This is a genomic window from Stutzerimonas sp. 21-1, from assembly GCF_056336065.1.
The window spans coordinates 65,038-82,658 of record NZ_CM150500.1; the positions used below are offsets into that span (position 1 = coordinate 65,038).

Genomic DNA, 17,621 nt, shown 5'->3' on the forward strand with positions numbered 1-17,621 from the left:
TGAACGATGGAACTTTGAAAACAGCGGAAAGCTATTGCACTTTTTATTAGTGCTGAAGCTTTGTTGTATAACGCTTTTTATTTTTCCATGGACTGTCAAGATAGAAAAAATACTTGGCAGCGGCCTCACGATTCCGGCGCAGGGCGTTATGGCAATGTTTGCCAGCCTTGTGATGTACAGTTCATCAAAGCCATGGCTGGCTTATCTCTCTGGTCTGATACTTGGATTAATAACTGCCGGAACGATAGCCTGGGATCAAGGCGCACTCTGGGGCTATTGGAGCGAACAAACCGCTTTCTGGTTTGGCGCAGTCGTACTCTTTATGGCAGTCATCGGCGTCGAGCTGCTGATCGGCCTGTACTCCCTGATCTACACCCACGACGGCAGCGGCTTCAACCGGCGTGACGGCATGCTGCGTATCGGCAGGCGCTTCCGCTCTCCTTTCGTCGCGCCCTTCTACGAGTTCGATCCGGTCATGCAACTGCAGGTCACGCCCCATGGTGGGCATGACTACGTGCTCTGGCTGCATCACCGCTACACCGATACCAAGGTCTGCTTGGGCATGAAGATGCACAGCTTGGGTCTCGATAAAGCCAACCTCTACGCCTTCTGGGATACTCTGCAGCGCTATATGGACGTCGAGCAGCCGCTGCCCGACCTGCCCGTACTGGAACAGAGCCGCCACCTCGACCCGGTTACTGCTGCCCATGATGCCGCCATCGGCCGCCCCGAGCGCTACTGGCGCGACCGTACACTCGAAGGCTGGAAGCGCAACTCCGCTTCCAGGACGTTGCGGGAGAAGCTGGCCAGCCACCCTTGGCAGCAACACCCCTGCACCCTGCGCGCCAGAATCGACGCAAGCCTTAGCATTGAGGACTACTACCGTAGCCAGCAGGCCAGGGGCATCCATGCCGCCCGGAAGGGCGGCGACGATGCTGTGGCTCTCCAAGGTTAGCTTGGTGCAGCGCCTAGATGGCATGGGCTCATCACAGCAGCTGTAGGGGCCTCACGGCAACTCCAACCCACCCCCAGCCTTATGCAGCTTGCGCAGGTGCTCCCCGATCTGCGTCAGGTTGGCTTCGATCGCTTCCAGTTCCTTCCGCCGCTCGTCTCCGAGCAGTACGCGCACTTCGCGGTCGAGTTCTTCGCTTAGCTCATTCAGGCGCAGCTGGCGCTGTTCGCTCTCGCGCTCCAGACGGCGCCACTCGCTGGCCTGTGGCAGGCCGTAGCCGTCGCCGTCGAGCAGTTCGGCCGGGCGGCTGAGGTAGCCGCTGCTGGCGAGGATTTCCTGCAGTGCGCCGTCGGCCTTGTCGAGCTGAGCGTCGTGGCCGCGGCCGCCGAGGTAGCGGTTCTTCAGTTCGTCCTGGGCCAGCAGCAACTGCTTGCGCAAGGCGGCCTGCTCGACCAGTAGCAGCGCGGCGGCGGCGCGCAGGTCGGCGCGCTCGATCCACGGCCGGCGCTTGGCGGCGTCGAGCTCCAGCCACTGTTCGACGCTGTCCTGCGGCAGGCCGAGGCGTTCCTTGAGTACGACGAACATCGCCTGATAGCGGTCGCGGTAGGAGTCGAAGCGATAGCCCAGGCGCAGCGCTTCGCGAGGGTCGTCGAGCATGCTGGCGTCGGCGAGGCCGCGGTGGATCAGGACCTCCAACAGGCCGTTGGGCATGATGCTGTCCAGTGCACGCAGCTCGTCGCGCGCCGTGCCGCCGCGCAGCAACTTGAGGGTTTCCACCGCGCAATTGTTGGAGAGGAAGTAGTAGTCGCCGTCGTAGCTCCAGTGCAGTTCGGCGCTGCGTTCGACCAGCTGGCGAATCTCCTCGCGGCGCAGCTTCAGCGGCACCGAGGCGAGGCCGCGCAGCTCGACCTTGGTGTATTCGTCGATCACCTGGCCCAGCGGCAGGATAAACAGCCGCGAGGGGTAGGCGCCGGTCAGGCCATCCCAGCTGGACAGCTGCACATCATCGACGAAGGCGCGGAAGGACAGCACCAGATGATGCTCCAGGTCGAGCCGGCAATCCGGCCCGGGCGTGCGGCCAGGAGCGCAGATCACCAGGCGCAGCATGCTGTGGCCCCAGCGGCTGACCCACGCATCGTTGGCTTCGGCGAACAGGTAGTCGACCTCATAGACGCGCGCCGGATCGAGCGTCAGCAGCGGCGTGCGGCCGAAGTCACGGCCGGCATTGAGGAAGGGATAGCCCGCTGCGCACGCGGCAGCGCTGGCCGGTGTCCAGCCGAAGTGCGCGCTGAAGTGGCGCTGCAGCGAAGGACGGCGGCAGGCGTAGCTGGGGTCGAGCAGAAAGTATTCGAGATTGACCGCGACGAACTCGCGCGGGTTGCTCAGCTCGTAGCGATCCGGGCTGCGTGTGACCTGGGCGTTGGTCAGTTCGCGCGCGCCGCGGCGGCCGACTCGCTGCGGCCAGCCGGCGAGGTCGAGCAGGCGCGGGTCGTCACTGAGGGTGAAGCGGCGCTGCTCCTGACCACGACATGCGTCCGGAAGGCCGACCACGCCGAGGCTGCCGGCGCGCTGGCGGCACTGCGCCTGCAGAAGGAACTGCTCGGGCGACCACAGCCGGGCGCGGTCGTAGAGGTGGGCGACTTCGTGGATGACGGTGGCGAGCAGTTCGCGGCGAACGGTGCCGTGCGTGCGCCCGGTGCGCTGGCTGGCGGCGGAGCCGTCGACGAGGGCCGGCAGCAGTCGTCGATTGAGCTCGAGGCGATCACCACCGGCGCGGCCGTAGGCCTGTGCCGGCAGGCCGTCGTGCCACACCACCTGCACGTCGCGATCCAGCCGCTGCAGCAGGCGCGGCGGCAGCGCGGCCAGCGCCTCGTCCAGCAGCGCCTGGCTGGCCTGGCGCTCGTCGGGCTGCAGGTCGGCGGTAGCCAGTGTCAGACGCAGGTCGGCCTGGGCGGTGGCGGCCAGACCCAGGCAGCCCGCCAGCAGCCAGGTGCGAATCACAGGGCGAGGATGGCTTCGGCCAGGGCCAGATCGCTGACGTCGCGGGCCGCCGGGAATTCGCTGCGCAGCGAGCCGAGCGCGGCCTCCAGGCGCGCGCCGCGGATTTCGCCGTCGCTGGCGACGAAGCTGGCGGCCTCGTCGCGAGCTTCGACCACGACCTTCATGTCGCGGATCGAGGTGGTGGTGTCGGAGGTGAAATCGAGGCTGCGATCCAGTGCGCGCACCACGATGTTGCTGGTTGCCACCAGCGTCTGGGCCTGGGCGGCGCCGGCGCACAGCGCCAAGGCGAGGGGGAGGGCAATCGACAGTCTGTGCATGGTGCGGATCTCACGGCTGAGGCGGGCGATGCGCGATGAAGGCATCGGGCGCCGGGTCATTGAACGAGGATGGCCTCGGCCAGCTGCAGGTCGCTGGCGGTCAGGCCGGGGTGCTGCTCGCGCAGCCAGCGCAGCGCCGCCTGCAGGCGCGCGCTGCGGAGCTGGCCGGCACTGCCGACGAAGCTGGCAGCATCGTCGCGGGCGGCGGCGACCAGCTTGTTGTCGAACGGTGCGCTGGTCAGCTGGCTGGCGACGAAGGTGGTTTTCGCGACGCTGGCGATGGTGGTGTCCAGTGCCAGCGCGGGGCCGGCGGCGCAGCACGCGATGGCGAATACGAGGTGCAACGAACGCATGGGAAACCTGGCAGCAAAAAAACGGCGCCAAGGCTAGCGAAACGCCGGCCTCAGGGCCAGCGTCCGCCGCGTTCGCCTCACAGCGCGAGAATCGCCTCGGCCAATTGCAGGTCGCTGGCGCCCAGTTGCGGTTGCTCTGCGCGGATGTGCAGCAGCGCGGCTTCCAGATGCGCACCGCGCAGCTCACCCTGGCTGGCGACGAAGCGCGCCGCATCGTCGCGGGCGTCGAGCACGAGTTTGTCGTCGCGCAGCGAGGAAGTCAGGTCGGAGGTCGCATCGACGGTGTTGATCAGACCGCCGACCACCATGTCGGTGGTGCCGGTGAAGCTGGCGGCCGAGGCGTTGCCGGCCAGCAGCAGGCCGGCGGCGCAGAAGGGGAGCAGGTAGCGGTGCATGACGAAGTCTCCAGATGTTCGCACTAGACCGTACCGCTTGCGGCATGTTCCGCCCCGCGGCCGGCTGGGCGCAGCATAGGCGCCCGGTTGCGGCCTGCAAAGCGGATCGTGCGATCCGCGGCCGGCGGTCAGCGCCAGAACGGCCGGCGCAACTCCTCCTGGCGTTCGCTGGGGCTGATGCCGGCATCCGCCAGCAGTCGGGCATCGAGCTGTGCCAGCTGACGGCGGCTACGCGCGCGTTGCTGCCACAGCCGCAACGTGTGCGGCAGGCGCGCAAGCCAGGCAATGGAGGGGGTGATGACGAGGGTGCGAGGCGCGACGCGGTCCATGAGGCCTCTCCTTCCCGGCTGACGGGGGCTGATGTCTGGGGAGACAGAATCGCGCGCGCCGCGTCGGCGCGGCAGCCACAGGGAAAGACAATTGTGCCGGTGCAGTCGAGGCACACCGCAAACTGTACCGCTGCCCGGCGGTACAACTGTTCGCCGGATGCTAGTCGCGCCGGGGCCGGGCCAGCGCGCCCGGGGTGGCGCCGAAGTGCAGGCGGAAGGCGGCGATGAAGGCCGAGGTGGAATCGTAGCCGCAGGCGAGCGCGACCTCGGTGACCGCCTCGCCCTGCTCCAGCAGCGGTAGTGCGCTGAGCAGGCGCAGGCGCTGGCGCCAGGCGCGGAAACTGAGGCCGGTATCGCGCTGGAACTGGCGCGTCAGGGTCTTCTCCGACACCTGCAGGCGCTCGCTCCACTGCGCCAGGCCGAGCGTTAGGTCGGGCTGCGCGTAGAGCGCCTCGCAGATCTGCCGCAGCCGCGCATCGCCGGGCCACGGCAGCGAATAGCCGATCTCCGGCGCGGCGCGCAGCTGGTCCAGCAGCACCGCGGCCAGACGTCCGTCGGCGCCCTGTTCGTCGTACTCCACCGGCAGTTCGCCGAACGCGCGGATCAGCTCGCGCAGCAGCGGGCCGACCGCCAGCACCTGGCAATGCGGTGGCGCCCAGGGCACGGCGCGGTAATCGATGTACAGGCTGCGCATCTCGGTACGCGGCGAACTGACCACTTCGTGCAGCAGCCCCGGCGGCACCAGGATGGCGCGCTGCGGCGGGGCGAGAAAGCGGCGCTGCTCGGTGTGTACGCGCAACACGCCGCTGGTGGCATAGGACAGCTGGGCCCACGGATGGCTGTGGCGCGGCGTGGTGGTGCGCTCGGGCAGCGATTCGCTACGGGCGAACAGCGGGCGCGGCAGGGCCGCCATCGTCGGGATGCTGCGTTGCGGCAGAGCGGTCTGTCCGTTTGTCGACATTTGCTGGCTCGATGGCGTTAGTCGGATATTCGAGGCGACAGTAGACTCGCGTTCAATCCGTCGCAAGTCACCGTCATTAGGAGCGCACATGGCCAGACCTCGGCTGTTACCGGACAACTTCACCCTCGCCCTGCTGGGCGCCGTGGCCATCGCCACGTTGCTGCCGGCGCGCGGACAGGGCGTGGCGGTGTTCGAGTGGATCACCAACCTGGCCATCGGCCTGCTGTTCTTCATGCACGGCGCCAAATTGTCAGGGCCGGCGATCCTCGCGGGGCTGGGGCACTGGCGCCTGCACCTGCTGGTGTTCGGCTGCACCTTCGTGCTGTTCCCGCTGCTCGGCCTGGCGCTGCGCCCGCTGCTGACGCCGCTGATCGGCCCGGAGCTGTATCTGGGCATGCTCTACCTGTGTGCGCTGCCGGCCACGGTGCAGTCGGCCATCGCCTTCACCTCGCTGGCGCGCGGCAACATCGCGGCGGCGGTGTGCAGCGCGGCGGCTTCGAGCCTGATCGGCATCTTCCTCACGCCGCTGCTGGTGCTGCTGCTGATGGGCGCCCAGGGCGATGGCGGCTCGACGCTGGATGCCATCGGCAAGATCGTCGTGCAGCTGCTGCTGCCGTTCATCGCCGGACAGTTCGCGCGGCGTTGGATCGGCGATTGGGTGGCGCGCAACAAGGGTTGGCTGAAGAACGTCGACCAGAGTTCGATCCTGCTGGTGGTCTATACCGCGTTCAGCCATGCGGTGGTAGAGGGCATCTGGCATGAGGTGCCGCTGCCGCAGCTGCTTGGTCTGGTGCTGGCCTGCTGTCTGCTGCTGGCGCTGGCACTGGGGATCACCTGGCTGATCGCGCGCGGTCTGGGTTTCGATCTGGAGGACCGCATCACCATCCTCTTCGCCGGCTCGAAGAAGAGCCTGGCCACCGGCATTCCGATGGCGCAGGTGCTGTTCGCCGGCGGCGCGCTGGGCACGCTGATCCTGCCGCTGATGCTGTTTCACCAGATCCAGCTGATGGTCTGCGCGGTACTCGCGCAGCGCTATGCGGCGCGGCCGGAGTCGGCGCCGGTGGCGAAAGCTGTTTGATTCACCAGCAATGTCTTGGAAATTAGTGACTGCGGCGCAAAAAATATTTGCCCGTTACGGTCTGGGTACGGTGCGCGGGCGTGGGTAAGCTGCGCGCCAATCCGTATCCGAGACCTCTCCATGAAGAAGATTCTGCTACTCAACGGTGGCAAGGCGTTCGCCCATTCGGCCGGCCGCTATAACGCCACGCTGCACCAAGCCGCAATCGACACCCTGACGGCGGCCGGCTTCGCGGTGCGTACCACCGAGATCGACGCCGGCTACGACGTGCAACAGGAGGTCGAGAAGATCCTCTGGGCCGACGCACTGATCTATCAGATGCCCGGCTGGTGGATGGGCGCGCCCTGGACGGTGAAGAAGTACCTGGACGAAGTGTTCACCGCCGGCCACGGCAGCCTCTACGCCAACGACGGCCGTACCCGCTCCGATGCCTCGCAGAAGTACGGCAGCGGCGGTCTGCTGCAGGGCAAGCGCTACATGATTTCCGCCACCTGGAACGCGCCGCAGCAGGCTTTCGACGACCCCAGCGATTTCTTCGCCGGCAAGGGCGTCGATGCGGTCTACCTGCCGTTTCACAAGGCCAACGAGTTTCTCGGCCTGCAAGGTCTGCCGACCTTCCTCTGCGTCGATGTGATGAAGCAGCCACAGATCGAGGCGGATGTCGAACGCTACCGCCGGCACCTGGGCGAGGTGTTCGGCTTCAGCGTCTGAGCTTCGCCGAGGCAAAGAAAAACCCCTCGCGGCGCAGGCCGGGAGGGGTTTTTTCGTTTCAGCGCGAGGCGATCATTCCACGGCCTTGACCATGTCCTCGACCACCTTCTTGGCGTCGCCGAAGACCATCATGGTCTTGTCCATGTAGAACAGCTCGTTGTCCAGGCCGGCGTAGCCGCTGGCCATGGAGCGCTTGTTGACGATGACCGTCTTGGCCTTGTAGGCCTCGAGGATCGGCATGCCGGCGATCGGCGACTTCGGATCGGTCTTGGCTGCCGGGTTGACCACGTCGTTGGCGCCGAGCACCAGCACCACGTCGGCCTGGCCGAACTCGGAGTTGATGTCCTCCATCTCGAACACCTGCTCGTACGGCACCTCGGCCTCGGCCAGCAGCACGTTCATGTGCCCGGGCATACGGCCGGCGACCGGGTGGATCGCGTACTTCACGGTCACGCCACGGTGGGTCAGCTTCTCGGCCAGCTCCATCAGCGCGTGCTGCGCGCGGGCCACCGCCAGGCCGTAGCCGGGGACGATGATCACCGTGTCGGCGTTGGTCAGCAGGAACGCCGCGTCATCGCTGGAACCGGATTTCACCGGCCGCTGCTCCTGGCTGCCGGCAGCCGGACCGGCGTCGGCATCGGCACCGAAGCCGCCGAGGATCACGTTGAAGAACGAGCGGTTCATTGCCTTGCACATGATGTACGAGAGGATCGCGCCGGAGGAACCGACCAGCGAGCCGGCAATGATCAGCATCGAGTTGTTCAGCGAGAAGCCGATACCGGCCGCCGCCCAGCCCGAGTAGCTGTTGAGCATGGACACCACCACCGGCATGTCCGCACCGCCGATGGGGATGATGATCAGCACGCCAATGACGAAGGCCAGTGCCACCAGGATGGCGAAGGCGGTCAGGTTGCCGGTGAAGGTGAAGATCAGGCCGAGGCCGATGATCGCCAGGCCCACGGCCAGGTTGACCATGTGCTGGCCCTTGAACACCACCGGGGCACCCTGGAACAGACGGAACTTGTACTTGCCCGACAGCTTGCCGAAGGCGATCACCGAACCGGAGAAGGTGATCGCACCGATGGCTGCGCCGAGGAACAGCTCCAGGCGGTTACCAGCCGGAATCGCGTCGCCCAGCTGCGCGACGATGCCCAGCGACTGCGGCTCGACGACGGCAGCGATGGCGATGAACACCGCGGCCAGGCCGATCATGCTGTGCATGAAGGCGACCAGCTCGGGCATCTTGGTCATCTCGACGCGCTTGGCCATGATCGAACCGGCGGTACCGCCGATCAGCAGGCCGACGATCACGTAGCCGATGCCTGCGGTGGCCAGCTCGCTGCCGAGCTTGAAGATCAGGCCGACCGTGGTGAGCACGGCCAGACCCATGCCGATCATGCCGAACAGGTTGCCGCGGCGTGACGTGGTCGGGTGGGACAAGCCCTTCAGTGCCTGGATGAAGCACACCGAGGCGATGAGGTAGAGAACGGTGATGAGGTTCATGCTCATGGCTTACTTGCCCTCTGCCTTGGCCGCGCTGCGGTCCTTCTTCTTGAACATTTCCAGCATGCGTCGGGTGACCAGGAAGCCACCGAAGACGTTGACCGCGGCCAGGGCCACGGCCAGGGTGCCCATCGCCTTGCCCAGCGGAGTGACGGTGAGCGCGGCGGCCAGCATGGCGCCGACGATGACGATCGCCGAGATCGCGTTGGTGACCGCCATCAGCGGGGTGTGCAGGGCCGGGGTGACGTTCCAGACCACGTGGTAGCCGACGTAGATCGCCAGCACGAAGATGATCAGGTTGTAGATGCCGTCGGAAATCAGATCCATGTTCGCGTCTCCCTTAACCGTTGGTCCGCACGACCTGGCCGTCGCGGCACATCAGGCACGCGGCGACGATGTCGTCTTCGAGGTTGAGCTGGAACTGGCCGTCCTTGTCGATGACCAGCTTGAGGAAATCCAGCAGGTTGCGCGCGTACAGCGCCGAGGCATCGGCCGGCACCAGCGTCGCCAGGTTGGCATGGCCGACGATGGTCACACCGTGGCGCACCACCACCTGATCGATCTCGGTCAGCGGGCAGTTGCCGCCGTGGCCGGCTGCCAGGTCGATGATCACCGAGCCGGGCTTCATCTGCTCGACGGTGGCTTCCTGCAGCAGCGTCGGCGCTTTGCGGCCCGGAATCAGCGCGGTGGTGATGACGATGTCCGACTGCAGCGCACGCTCGTGCACCGCCTGCGCCTGACGCGCCATCCACGAGGCCGGCATCGGCCGCGCATAGCCACCGACGCCTTCGGCGCATTCGCGCTCCTCGTCGGCCTCCAGCGGCACGTCGACGAACTTGGCGCCGAGCGATTCAATCTGCTCCTTCACCGCCGGACGCACGTCCGAGGCTTCGACCACCGCGCCCAGGCGCTTGGCCGTGGCGATGGCCTGCAGGCCGGCGACACCGGCCCCGAGGATCAGCACGCGTGCGGCCTTCACCGTACCGGCGGCGGTCATCAGCATCGGCATGAAGCGCGGGTAGTGATGCGCGCCGAGCAGCACCGCCTTGTAGCCGGCGATGTTGGCTTGCGACGACAGCACGTCCAGGCTCTGCGCGCGCGAGGTGCGCGGCGCGGCTTCCAGGGCGAACGCGGTGATGCCGCGCGCGGCCATGCGCGCGATGCAGGCGTTGTCGAAAGGATTGAGCATGCCGAGCAGCACGCTGCCCGACTGCATCAGCGCCAGTTCGGCATCGTCCGGCGCATTGACCTTCAGCACCAGCTCGGCGGCGAACGCCGCGGCGGCATCGCCGATGGTCGCGCCAGCGGCCTCGTAGGCGCTGTCCGGCACGCTGGAAAGCAACCCGGCGCCGCTTTGCAGCGTTACCCGGTGCCCTTGGCCGATCAGTTTCTTGACGGTTTCCGGGGTCGCGGCGACGCGCGTTTCCCCGACATGGGTTTCGAGAGGAACACCGATGTGCATTGTTGTTGTTCTCCTGCGTGATCTTGACCAGGGCGCGGTGACCGCTGCCCTGGCGAGCTTTTTTCACCCGGCCACTACTCTGGCGGTCGGGTTTTGAAACGGTGGAGCGGGCCTCGGCGACTGCGCTAAACAGCCGGTCCGGCGCGGCATTCTGCAAGCACGGAAAAAATCAAACAACTGTTTCAATCGGGCGATTGCATCTGACGCACCGGTCGCAAGCCGACTCTAGATTCGCACAGAGTCGCGCCAGCCAGCGCAGCTTAGGGGGCCGCTTCGGTTAAAAGTGCGGCCGCCAAGGAAAAAACGTGCGGATCATGAATGACGCACCATTGCCACGGTATTCCCCTGCGGTGCCGGCTGACTGCGACCTTGGTGTCGGTGGTCTAGGGTTGATGCAGCGATACAGCGGTTGAAATGTCGTTCGATTCTTGTAGTCAAAGCGCTCTGGCTGCTTTTGTTGTCTGGAGTGTTTCGGCGCAGCGACAAACTGTCGCTGCGCAATCTGCTGGAGTTGCACGATGCCCGAACCTGATGTGGACGAACTGACCGAGCTGCTCGAGCCCTCGCCGCAGCGCCGCCTACCGTTCGCTTTCGCCCGCCGCCACGGCGTATTCCTGCTCGAACGCGACGGCGCGGCCAGCCTGTGCCTGCGCGAAGGCGCGGCGCTGACGGCGGTGCAGGAGGCGCAGCGGGTGGTCGGTGCGCGCCTGGCGTGGCAGTGGCTGGCGCAGGACGCCTTCGAGCAGGCGCTCGGCGCGGCCTATCAGCACGATTCGTCGGCGACGATGCTGATGGTCGAGGGCCTGGGCAACGATCTGGATCTGGCCAGCCTGGCCGACCAGATCCAGGAAACCGAGGACCTGCTGGAGCAGGAGGACGACGCGCCGATCATTCGCCTGATCAACGCCATCCTCGGCGAGGCGATCGCCGAGAACGCCTCGGACATCCATATCGAAACCTTCGAGAAGCGCCTGGTGATCCGCTTTCGCGTCGACGGCATCCTCCGCGAAGTGGTGCAACCCAAGCGTGAGCTGGCGGCGCTCTTGGTATCGCGGATCAAGGTCATGGCCAAGCTGGATATCGCCGAGAAGCGCATCCCGCAGGACGGGCGCATTTCCCTGCGCGTCGGCGGCCGCGAGGTCGACATCCGCGTCTCCACGCTGCCCTCGGCCAATGGCGAGCGCGTGGTGCTGCGCCTGCTCGACAAGCAGGCCGGGCGGCTGACCCTGCGCCACCTGGGCATGAACGAGCAGGATCGCCGCCAGCTGGAGCAGGCGGTGAAGAAGCCGCACGGCATCATCCTCGTCACCGGGCCCACCGGGTCGGGCAAGACCACCACGCTGTACGCCGCGCTGACCACCCTCAACGACCGCACGCGCAACATCCTCACCGTCGAAGACCCGATCGAATACCACCTCGAGGGCATCGGCCAGACGCAGGTCAACACCAAGGTCGACATGACCTTCGCCCGCGGCCTGCGCGCCATCCTGCGCCAGGACCCGGACGTGGTGATGGTCGGCGAGATCCGCGATCAGGAAACCGCCGACATGGCCGTGCAGGCCTCGCTGACCGGCCACCTGGTGCTGTCCACGCTGCACACCAACAGCGCCATCGGCGCGGTCACCCGCCTGGTCGACATGGGCGTCGAGCCGTTTCTGATCTCCTCGTCGCTGCTCGGCGTGCTGGCCCAGCGGCTGGTGCGGGTGCTGTGCCACGACTGCAAGCGCCCCTACGTCGCCGATGCCGCCGAATGCGCGCTATTCGGCGTGACACCGGACGCGGCGCCGACGCTGTACCACGCCGAAGGCTGCGAGCATTGCCGCGGCATCGGCTATCGCGGCCGTACCGGCATCTACGAACTGGTGCTGTTCGACGACGCGCTGCGCAGCATGGTGCACACCCGCGCCAGCGAGCAGGACATGCTGCGCCACGCCCGCGAACTCGGCCCGAGCATCCGTGACGACGGCCTGCGCAAGGTGCGCGAAGGCGTGACCACCATCGAAGAAGTACTGCGGGTGACCCGTGAGGAATGACGTTCAGCGCCGTCCGGCGCGCTGCGGAGAGCAGCGCTGATGGCCGCCTTTGAATATCTCGCGCTAGATGCGCGTGGCCGCGAGCAGAAGGGCCTGATCGAAGCCGACAGCCCGCGTCAGGCGCGCCAGCTGCTGCGCGACAAGCAATGGGCACCGCTGGAGGTGAAGCAGGCCAAGTCCAAGGAGGATGTCAGTCGCGGCGGTTTCAGCTTCGGTCGTGGCCTGTCGGCGCGCGATCTGGCGCTGGTCACCCGCCAGCTGGCGACGCTGGTGCAGGCGGCACTGCCGATCGAGGAAGCCCTGCGCGCGGCGGCGGCGCAGTCCACCTCGGCGAAGATCAAGTCGATGCTGCTGGCCGTGCGCGCGCGGGTGATGGAAGGCCACAGCCTGGCCGCGGCGCTGCGCGAGTATCCGTCGGCGTTTCCCGAGCTCTATCGCGCCACCGTGGCGGCCGGCGAACACGCCGGCCATCTCGGGCTGGTGCTCGACCAGCTCGCCGACTACACCGACCAGCGTCAGCAGTCGCGGCAGAAGATCCAGCTGGCGCTGCTCTATCCGGTGATCCTGATGGTCGCCTCGCTGGCCATCGTCGTGCTGCTGCTCGGCTACGTGGTGCCGGACGTGGTCAAGGTATTCGTCAACACCGGCCAGGAGCTGCCGGCGCTGACCCGTGGGCTGATCGCCACCAGCGACGTGGTGAAGAACTGGGGCTGGCTGATCGTGCTCGGCATTGCCGCGTTCGTGCTGGCCATGCGCGCGGCGCTGCGCGATCCGGCGCTGCGCCTGCGCTGGCACGCTTTCATCCTGCGCCTGCCGCTGATCGGCCGCCTGAGCCGGGCGACCAACACCGCGCGCTTCGCCTCGACCCTGGCGATCCTCACGCGCAGCGGCGTGCCGCTGGTGGAGGCGCTGTCCATCGCCGCCGCGGTGATCGCCAACCTGCGCATCCGCGAGCGGGTGGTCGAAGCGGCGCAGAAAGTGCGCGAAGGCAGCAGCCTGACCCGCGCGCTGGAGGCCACCGGCGAGTTCCCGCCGATGATGCTGCACATGATCGCCAGCGGCGAGAAATCCGGTGAACTGGATCAGATGCTGGCGCGAACCGCGCGCAATCAGGAGAACGACCTCGCCGCCCAGGTGTCTCTGCTGGTCGGCCTGTTCGAACCGTTCATGCTGGTGTTCATGGGCGCGGTGGTGCTGGTCATCGTGCTGGCGATCCTGATGCCGATCCTTTCTCTCAACCAACTGGTGGGGTAACGACAATGAAGTTGCAACGACGCACGCAAGGGGGCTTCACCCTCATCGAGATCATGGTGGTGGTGGTCATCCTCGGCATCCTCGCCGCGCTGGTGGTGCCGCAGGTGATGAGCCGACCCGAGCAGGCCAAGGTCACCGTCGCCAAGGGCGACATCAAGGCCGTCGCCGCCGCGCTGGACATGTACAAGCTGGACAACTTCGCCTATCCGAGCACCCAGCAGGGGCTGGAAGCGCTGGTGAACAAGCCTTCCGGCAATCCGCAGCCGAAGAACTGGAACCGCGACGGCTACCTCAAGCGCCTGCCCAAGGACCCATGGGGCAATGAATACCAGTACCTGTCGCCGGGCACCCGCGGCCAGTTCGACCTGTACTCCTTCGGTGCCGACGGCAAGCCCGGCGGCTCGGACCTCAACGCGGACATCGGCAACTGGGACCTCTGACCGATGCGCCGGCGCGCCCGCGCCTTCACCCTCATCGAACTGCTGGTGGTGATCGTCCTGCTGGGCATCCTGGTCAGCCTGGCGGTGCTCACCACCGGCAGTTCGAGCACCTCGCGCGAGCTGCGTGACGAGGCCCGGCGGATCGCCGCGCTGATCGGCGTGCTCAGCGACGAGGCAGTGCTCGACAGCCGCGAATACGGCCTGCTGGTCAACCACGAGGGCTACCGCGTGCTGCGTTATGACGAAGTTGACGCGCGCTGGCGCGAGGTCGAGCGGCGCAAGGTGCACCGGCTGCCGGAGTGGATGCGTCTGGAGCTGGAACTGGATGGCACGCCACTGGAGCTGGTGGCGCCGGTCAAGCAGGCGGACGACCGCGCCGGCCTGAGCGATGCCGACAGCCGCGAGCGCAGTCGCGAGCGCAAGAGTGGTCCGCGGCTGGAACCGCAGCTGCTGATCCTCTCCAGCGGCGAACTGTCGCCGTTCGGCCTGCGCCTGTCCGAGCGCAAGGCTGGTGGCAGCACCTGGCTGATCGCCAGCGACGGCCTGCGCCTGCCGCAGGCCGAACTGCTCGAGCACAGGCGATGAGTGCGTCGATGGCCAGGGCCGGCCGCGGCTTCACCCTGCTCGAAGTGCTGGTGGCGCTGGCGATCTTCGCCACCGTCGCCGCTGTGGTGCTCACCGCCGCCGGGCGCAGCCTGAGCAATGCCGGGCGGCTGGAAGAACTGACCCTGGCCGGCTGGATCGCTGACAACCGCCTCACCGAGCTGCAGTTGCAGCCGAGCACGCCGGCGCCCGGCCGCGAGACGCTGGAGCTGGAGTTCGCCGGCCGCCAGTGGCAAACCCTCAGCGAGATCGCGGCGAGCAGCGATCCCGGCCTGCTGCGCGTCACCGTCTGGGTCGCGCTGGACGAGCGTCGCGCGCGCAACCGGCCGCTGGCCGAGCGCGCGGTGACCAGCCTCAGCGGCTTCGTCGCGGTGCGCCAGGCCGGCAGCGGCCAGCCGGGGCTGGGTCAATGAATCCGCAGCTGCCGCGGCGTATGGTCGGCTTCACCCTGCTCGAACTGCTGATCGCCATCGCCCTGTTCGCCCTGCTTGGCCTGGGCACCTATCGCATGCTCGAAGCGGTGCTGCGCAGCGACGCGGCGACTGCCGCGCAGGAGCAGCGCCTGCGCGAGCTGAGCCGGGCGCTGTGGCTGTTCGAGCGCGACCTGCTGCAGGTGATCGACCGGCCGGTGCGTGACGGCTACGGCGACGAGCGCAACGCGCTGATTGGCCAGCTCGAAGGCGACGACGGCGCGCCCGTGCTGGAGCTGACCCGCAGCGGCTGGCGCAACCCCACCGGCCTGCGCCGCGCCAACCTGCAGCGGGTGCGCTGGCGGCTGGTCGGCGAGCGGCTGGAGCGTACCTACTGGGTGGTGCTCGACCGCGATGTCGACAGTCAGCCGCGCGTGCAGGTTGCGCTCGACGCAGTGCGCGCGCTGCAGCTGCGCTACCTCGACGAGGACCACGTCTGGCACGAGGAGTGGCCGCCGTTCGACTACGGCCGCGGCGGCAGCGAGGAGGCCGCGCAGCGCTTGCCGATCGCCGTCGAGCTGAGCCTCGAACACCCGCGTTACGGCCGCATTAGCCGCCTGCTGCGCTTGCCGGACGGCCCGCCGCAGCAGGCGCAGATGCAGCTGCCGGGCGCCGAGGGCGTGCCGGAACCGTTCGACGGGGAGCAGCCGCAATGAAGCGCCAGCGCGGCGTCGCGCTAATCACCGTGCTGCTGGTGGTGGCGATTGTCACCGTGGTCAGCGCGGCAATGGTGGCGCGCCAGCAGCTGGCGATCCGCGCCAGCAGCAACCAGCTGCAGGCCCGCCAGGCGTGGCATTACGCGCTGGGCGGCGAGGCGCTGGCGCAGTCGATCCTGCAGCGCGATGCGCGCGAAGGCGGGCAGGCGCCGGTCGATCATCTCGGTGAGGCCTGGGCGCTGCCGCGACCGGCGTTCGCCGTCGACGAAGGGGAGATCCGCGTGCACATCGAGGACCTCGCCGGACGCTTCAACCTCAACAGCCTGGTGAAGAACGGCCAGGCCGACGCCGCCGCGCTGGCGCAGTTCCGCCGGCTGCTGTTGCGCCTGCAGATCGCCGCGCCCTATGCCGAACGGCTGGTCGACTGGCTGGACGTCGACCAGCAGCCCGGCGCCGAGCAGGGCGCCGAGGACAACGCCTATCTGCTACTTGAGCCGCCGTATCGCACGGCCGGACGGCGGCTGTTCGACCTCTCCGAACTGCGCCTGCTGCTGGACATGCGCGACGAGGATTTCCAGCGTCTGGCGCCCTACGTCGCTGCGCTGCCGGCCGATCACGGGCTGAACGTCAACACCGCCAGCGCGCTGGTGCTGTCCAGTCTGGGCGACAACCTCAGCCTCGGCGCCGCCGAAGCGCTGGTGGAGGTACGCCGCGCCAGCCCCTTTCGCGACACCGCGGCGTTCCTCGCGCAGCCGGCCATGGCCGGCAACACGCTGCAGGGCACCGCGCTGGCGGTCGGCAGTCAATACTTCCAGGTCACCAGCGAAGTGCATCTGGGCGACCGCCGGCTGGCGCTGGTCAGCCTGCTGCAGCGCGAGCAGGACGGCACGGTCCGCGTGCTGGCGCGCAACCTCGGGCAGCCGCCGCGGCTGCCCGAATCATCCGCAAAGGGAGAACGCTAGATCATGGATTGCCTGTTCCTGCCCGCCGACTGTGGCGCGCACCTGCAGCCGGAGACGCTTGGATACTGGCTGCCGCGCGAGGGCGCTGGCGGCTGGCTGAGCCTGGTGCAGTGCGCGGCTGCCGCGCAGGGCGCGGTGACGCTGGTGCTGCCGGCCGAGCACTGCAGCGCCTTCGCCGTGGCGCTGCCGACGCGCAAGGCGCGCTGGTTGCAGCAGGCGCTGGCCTACGCCGCCGAGGAGCTGCTGGCGGAGAACGTCGACGAGCTGCACCTGAGCCTCGGCGAGGTGCTGGACGACGGCCGCCACCGGGTCATCGCCATCCGCCGCAGCCTGCTGCAGGGCTGGCTCGACCAGCTGCGCGGGCTGGGGCTGCCGATTGTCGCCATCCATGTCGACGCCGACCTGCTGCCGCGTACGGGCAGTCAGATTCTGCTGCTCGGCGCGCGCGGGCTGCTCGGCGGCAGCGTGGAGGCGCGGCTGGCCTTCGCTGCCGGGCAGTGGCCGGCGCTGGCCGCACAGTGCCCGGCGCCGCGGCAGGCGCACGGTGACGGCGAGACGCCGCCGTCTGGGGTGGATGACTACCAGCGTCTCGACGACCCCTATGCCTGGCTCGCCGGCGGTCGCGCGGCAGCGGTCAATCTGGCGCAGGGCGCGTTCGCCATCGATCTCGGCGGCAGTGGCCTGAGCCGCTGGAAACCGCTGTTCGCCACGCTCGGGCTGATCCTGCTGGTGCAGCTGGGCTTCAACCTGGCGCAGGGCTGGTACTTCCAGCGTCAGGGCGACCTGCATGCCGACGCCAGCCTGGCGCTGTACCGCGAGCTGTTTCCGGCCGACACGCGCATCGTCAACCTGCGCGCGCAGTTCGACGACCACCTGGCCCAGGCCAGCGGCGCCCAGGCCGGCTTCACCCGCCTGCTGGAACACGCCGCCACGGCGGTCGCCGACGGCGCGCCGGTGACGGTGCAGCGGCTGGACTACAACGAGACACGCGGCGATCTGGCGCTGGAAGTGCGCGCCGCCGATTTCGCCGCGCTGGAGCAGCTGCGCCAGCGTTTGAACGAGCAGGGCCAGAGCGTGCAGCTGGGCTCGGCGAGTCGCGACGGTGATGCCGTCAGCGCCCGCGTGGTCATCGGAGGCTGAC

General features: G+C 67.8%; 20 protein-coding genes. 11 read left to right on the top strand and 9 right to left on the bottom strand.

The annotated features are described in order from the left end of the window. Positions 1-322 precede the first annotated feature (322 nt). Complete coding sequence (locus tag AC0ZJQ_RS00285) at positions 323-955, top strand: hypothetical protein (protein ID WP_314020095.1); 633 nt, start codon at positions 323-325, stop codon at positions 953-955. Between the two features lie 51 nt (positions 956-1,006). Here AC0ZJQ_RS00285 and AC0ZJQ_RS00290 read toward each other — a convergent pair whose 3' ends face one another. From AC0ZJQ_RS00290 to AC0ZJQ_RS00315, 6 genes are all read right to left on the bottom strand, one after another. After that, complete coding sequence (locus tag AC0ZJQ_RS00290; protein ID WP_476477155.1) at positions 1,007-2,953, bottom strand: DUF7844 domain-containing protein; 1,947 nt, start codon at positions 2,951-2,953, stop codon at positions 1,007-1,009. After that, complete coding sequence (locus AC0ZJQ_RS00295; RefSeq protein WP_008569041.1) at positions 2,950-3,270, bottom strand: DUF2388 domain-containing protein; 321 nt, start codon at positions 3,268-3,270, stop codon at positions 2,950-2,952. The genes AC0ZJQ_RS00290 and AC0ZJQ_RS00295 overlap by 4 nt, the downstream gene beginning before the upstream one ends. 56 nt (positions 3,271-3,326) lie before the next feature. Next, positions 3,327-3,623, bottom strand: a complete 297-nt coding sequence (locus tag AC0ZJQ_RS00300; protein WP_008569039.1) for a DUF2388 domain-containing protein — start codon at positions 3,621-3,623, stop codon at positions 3,327-3,329. A 77-nt stretch (positions 3,624-3,700) separates the two neighbouring features. After that, the gene (locus AC0ZJQ_RS00305) at positions 3,701-4,018 is read right to left on the bottom strand and encodes a DUF2388 domain-containing protein (RefSeq protein ID WP_008569038.1); all 318 of its coding nucleotides are present in this window, start codon (positions 4,016-4,018) and stop codon (positions 3,701-3,703) included. A 128-nt stretch (positions 4,019-4,146) separates the two neighbouring features. Then, on the bottom strand, positions 4,147-4,347 hold the full coding sequence (locus tag AC0ZJQ_RS00310) for a DUF1127 domain-containing protein (RefSeq protein ID WP_138300766.1): 201 nt from the start codon (positions 4,345-4,347) through the stop codon (positions 4,147-4,149). Positions 4,348-4,507: 160 nt separating this feature from the next. After that, positions 4,508-5,308, bottom strand: coding sequence for an AraC family transcriptional regulator (locus AC0ZJQ_RS00315; RefSeq protein WP_476477156.1), 801 nt, complete (start codon positions 5,306-5,308; stop codon positions 4,508-4,510). Between the two features lie 88 nt (positions 5,309-5,396). On the opposite strand from AC0ZJQ_RS00315, the gene AC0ZJQ_RS00320 reads away from it, so the two are divergent. After that, positions 5,397-6,386, top strand: a complete 990-nt coding sequence (locus tag AC0ZJQ_RS00320; protein ID WP_476477157.1) for a bile acid:sodium symporter family protein — start codon at positions 5,397-5,399, stop codon at positions 6,384-6,386. A gap of 120 nt (positions 6,387-6,506) precedes the next feature. Continuing rightward, a complete protein-coding gene (mdaB, locus tag AC0ZJQ_RS00325) occupies positions 6,507-7,097 on the top strand; it encodes an NADPH:quinone oxidoreductase MdaB (RefSeq protein ID WP_476477158.1) in 591 nt (196 codons plus the stop codon). Positions 7,098-7,169: 72 nt separating this feature from the next. Here the strand turns inward: mdaB and AC0ZJQ_RS00330 are convergent, their stop codons facing one another. The 3 genes from AC0ZJQ_RS00330 to AC0ZJQ_RS00340 are packed head-to-tail and all read right to left on the bottom strand — an operon-like array spanning position 7,170 to position 10,062. Continuing rightward, positions 7,170-8,606 (bottom strand): NAD(P)(+) transhydrogenase (Re/Si-specific) subunit beta, encoded by a 1,437-nt coding sequence (locus AC0ZJQ_RS00330; protein ID WP_476477159.1) that lies wholly within the window; start codon positions 8,604-8,606, stop codon positions 7,170-7,172. A 3-nt stretch (positions 8,607-8,609) separates the two neighbouring features. Next, positions 8,610-8,927: an NAD(P) transhydrogenase subunit alpha part 2 gene (locus AC0ZJQ_RS00335; RefSeq protein WP_003284152.1), complete on the bottom strand. Its 318-nt coding sequence runs from the start codon at positions 8,925-8,927 to the stop codon at positions 8,610-8,612. Between the two features lie 13 nt (positions 8,928-8,940). Then, positions 8,941-10,062, bottom strand: coding sequence for a Re/Si-specific NAD(P)(+) transhydrogenase subunit alpha (locus AC0ZJQ_RS00340; protein ID WP_476477160.1), 1,122 nt, complete (start codon positions 10,060-10,062; stop codon positions 8,941-8,943). 518 nt (positions 10,063-10,580) lie between these two features. Between AC0ZJQ_RS00340 and gspE the strand changes: the two genes are divergently transcribed. Genes gspE through gspL form a run of 8 tightly spaced genes read left to right on the top strand, consistent with a single transcriptional unit; the run spans position 10,581 to position 17,620 of the window. After that, entirely contained in the window at positions 10,581-12,095 is a 1,515-nt protein-coding gene (gspE, locus tag AC0ZJQ_RS00345) for a type II secretion system ATPase GspE (protein ID WP_476477161.1), read from the top strand. Positions 12,096-12,134: 39 nt separating this feature from the next. Continuing rightward, complete coding sequence (gene xcpS, locus AC0ZJQ_RS00350) at positions 12,135-13,349, top strand: GspF family T2SS innner membrane protein variant XcpS (protein ID WP_314019934.1); 1,215 nt, start codon at positions 12,135-12,137, stop codon at positions 13,347-13,349. A 5-nt stretch (positions 13,350-13,354) separates the two neighbouring features. Further along, entirely contained in the window at positions 13,355-13,789 is a 435-nt protein-coding gene (gspG, locus tag AC0ZJQ_RS00355; protein WP_008567466.1) for a type II secretion system major pseudopilin GspG, read from the top strand. Positions 13,790-13,792: 3 nt separating this feature from the next. Beyond that, a complete protein-coding gene (gene gspH, locus AC0ZJQ_RS00360; protein WP_476477162.1) occupies positions 13,793-14,374 on the top strand; it encodes a type II secretion system minor pseudopilin GspH in 582 nt (193 codons plus the stop codon). After that, entirely contained in the window at positions 14,371-14,805 is a 435-nt protein-coding gene (gene gspI, locus AC0ZJQ_RS00365; RefSeq protein ID WP_155551342.1) for a type II secretion system minor pseudopilin GspI, read from the top strand. The genes gspH and gspI overlap by 4 nt, the downstream gene beginning before the upstream one ends. Beyond that, the gene (gspJ, locus tag AC0ZJQ_RS00370) at positions 14,802-15,518 is read left to right on the top strand and encodes a type II secretion system minor pseudopilin GspJ (RefSeq protein WP_476477163.1); all 717 of its coding nucleotides are present in this window, start codon (positions 14,802-14,804) and stop codon (positions 15,516-15,518) included. The genes gspI and gspJ overlap by 4 nt, the downstream gene beginning before the upstream one ends. Next, positions 15,515-16,480 carry a type II secretion system minor pseudopilin GspK gene (gene gspK / locus AC0ZJQ_RS00375; RefSeq protein ID WP_301619509.1) on the top strand — a complete coding sequence of 322 codons (966 nt, stop codon included), beginning with the start codon at positions 15,515-15,517 and terminating at the stop codon, positions 16,478-16,480. Before gspJ ends, gspK begins: the two co-directional genes overlap by 4 nt. 3 nt (positions 16,481-16,483) lie before the next feature. Beyond that, a complete protein-coding gene (gspL, locus tag AC0ZJQ_RS00380) occupies positions 16,484-17,620 on the top strand; it encodes a type II secretion system protein GspL (protein WP_476477164.1) in 1,137 nt (378 codons plus the stop codon). Position 17,621 lies beyond the last annotated feature (1 nt).

What these genes read in the sequence shown, in the direction of transcription:
- xcpS (WP_314019934.1), top strand. Translation starts at nt 12,135, where the DNA reads ATGGCCGCCTTTGAATATCTCGCGCTAGATGCGCGTGGCCGCGAGCAG.
- AC0ZJQ_RS00295 (WP_008569041.1), bottom strand. Translation starts at nt 3,270, where the DNA reads ATGCACAGACTGTCGATTGCCCTCCCCCTCGCCTTGGCGCTGTGCGCC.
- gspH (WP_476477162.1), top strand. Translation starts at nt 13,793, where the DNA reads ATGCGCCGGCGCGCCCGCGCCTTCACCCTCATCGAACTGCTGGTGGTG.
- gspL (WP_476477164.1), top strand. Translation starts at nt 16,484, where the DNA reads ATGGATTGCCTGTTCCTGCCCGCCGACTGTGGCGCGCACCTGCAGCCG.
- AC0ZJQ_RS00310 (WP_138300766.1), bottom strand. Translation starts at nt 4,347, where the DNA reads ATGGACCGCGTCGCGCCTCGCACCCTCGTCATCACCCCCTCCATTGCC.
- mdaB (WP_476477158.1), top strand. Translation starts at nt 6,507, where the DNA reads ATGAAGAAGATTCTGCTACTCAACGGTGGCAAGGCGTTCGCCCATTCG.
- gspI (WP_155551342.1), top strand. Translation starts at nt 14,371, where the DNA reads ATGAGTGCGTCGATGGCCAGGGCCGGCCGCGGCTTCACCCTGCTCGAA.
- AC0ZJQ_RS00315 (WP_476477156.1), bottom strand. Translation starts at nt 5,308, where the DNA reads ATGTCGACAAACGGACAGACCGCTCTGCCGCAACGCAGCATCCCGACG.
- gspJ (WP_476477163.1), top strand. Translation starts at nt 14,802, where the DNA reads ATGAATCCGCAGCTGCCGCGGCGTATGGTCGGCTTCACCCTGCTCGAA.
- gspG (WP_008567466.1), top strand. Translation starts at nt 13,355, where the DNA reads ATGAAGTTGCAACGACGCACGCAAGGGGGCTTCACCCTCATCGAGATC.
- AC0ZJQ_RS00285 (WP_314020095.1), top strand. Translation starts at nt 323, where the DNA reads ATGGCAGTCATCGGCGTCGAGCTGCTGATCGGCCTGTACTCCCTGATC.
- AC0ZJQ_RS00330 (WP_476477159.1), bottom strand. Translation starts at nt 8,606, where the DNA reads ATGAGCATGAACCTCATCACCGTTCTCTACCTCATCGCCTCGGTGTGC.
- AC0ZJQ_RS00335 (WP_003284152.1), bottom strand. Translation starts at nt 8,927, where the DNA reads ATGGATCTGATTTCCGACGGCATCTACAACCTGATCATCTTCGTGCTG.
- gspE (WP_476477161.1), top strand. Translation starts at nt 10,581, where the DNA reads ATGCCCGAACCTGATGTGGACGAACTGACCGAGCTGCTCGAGCCCTCG.
- AC0ZJQ_RS00340 (WP_476477160.1), bottom strand. Translation starts at nt 10,062, where the DNA reads ATGCACATCGGTGTTCCTCTCGAAACCCATGTCGGGGAAACGCGCGTC.
- AC0ZJQ_RS00320 (WP_476477157.1), top strand. Translation starts at nt 5,397, where the DNA reads ATGGCCAGACCTCGGCTGTTACCGGACAACTTCACCCTCGCCCTGCTG.
- AC0ZJQ_RS00305 (WP_008569038.1), bottom strand. Translation starts at nt 4,018, where the DNA reads ATGCACCGCTACCTGCTCCCCTTCTGCGCCGCCGGCCTGCTGCTGGCC.
- gspK (WP_301619509.1), top strand. Translation starts at nt 15,515, where the DNA reads ATGAAGCGCCAGCGCGGCGTCGCGCTAATCACCGTGCTGCTGGTGGTG.
- AC0ZJQ_RS00300 (WP_008569039.1), bottom strand. Translation starts at nt 3,623, where the DNA reads ATGCGTTCGTTGCACCTCGTATTCGCCATCGCGTGCTGCGCCGCCGGC.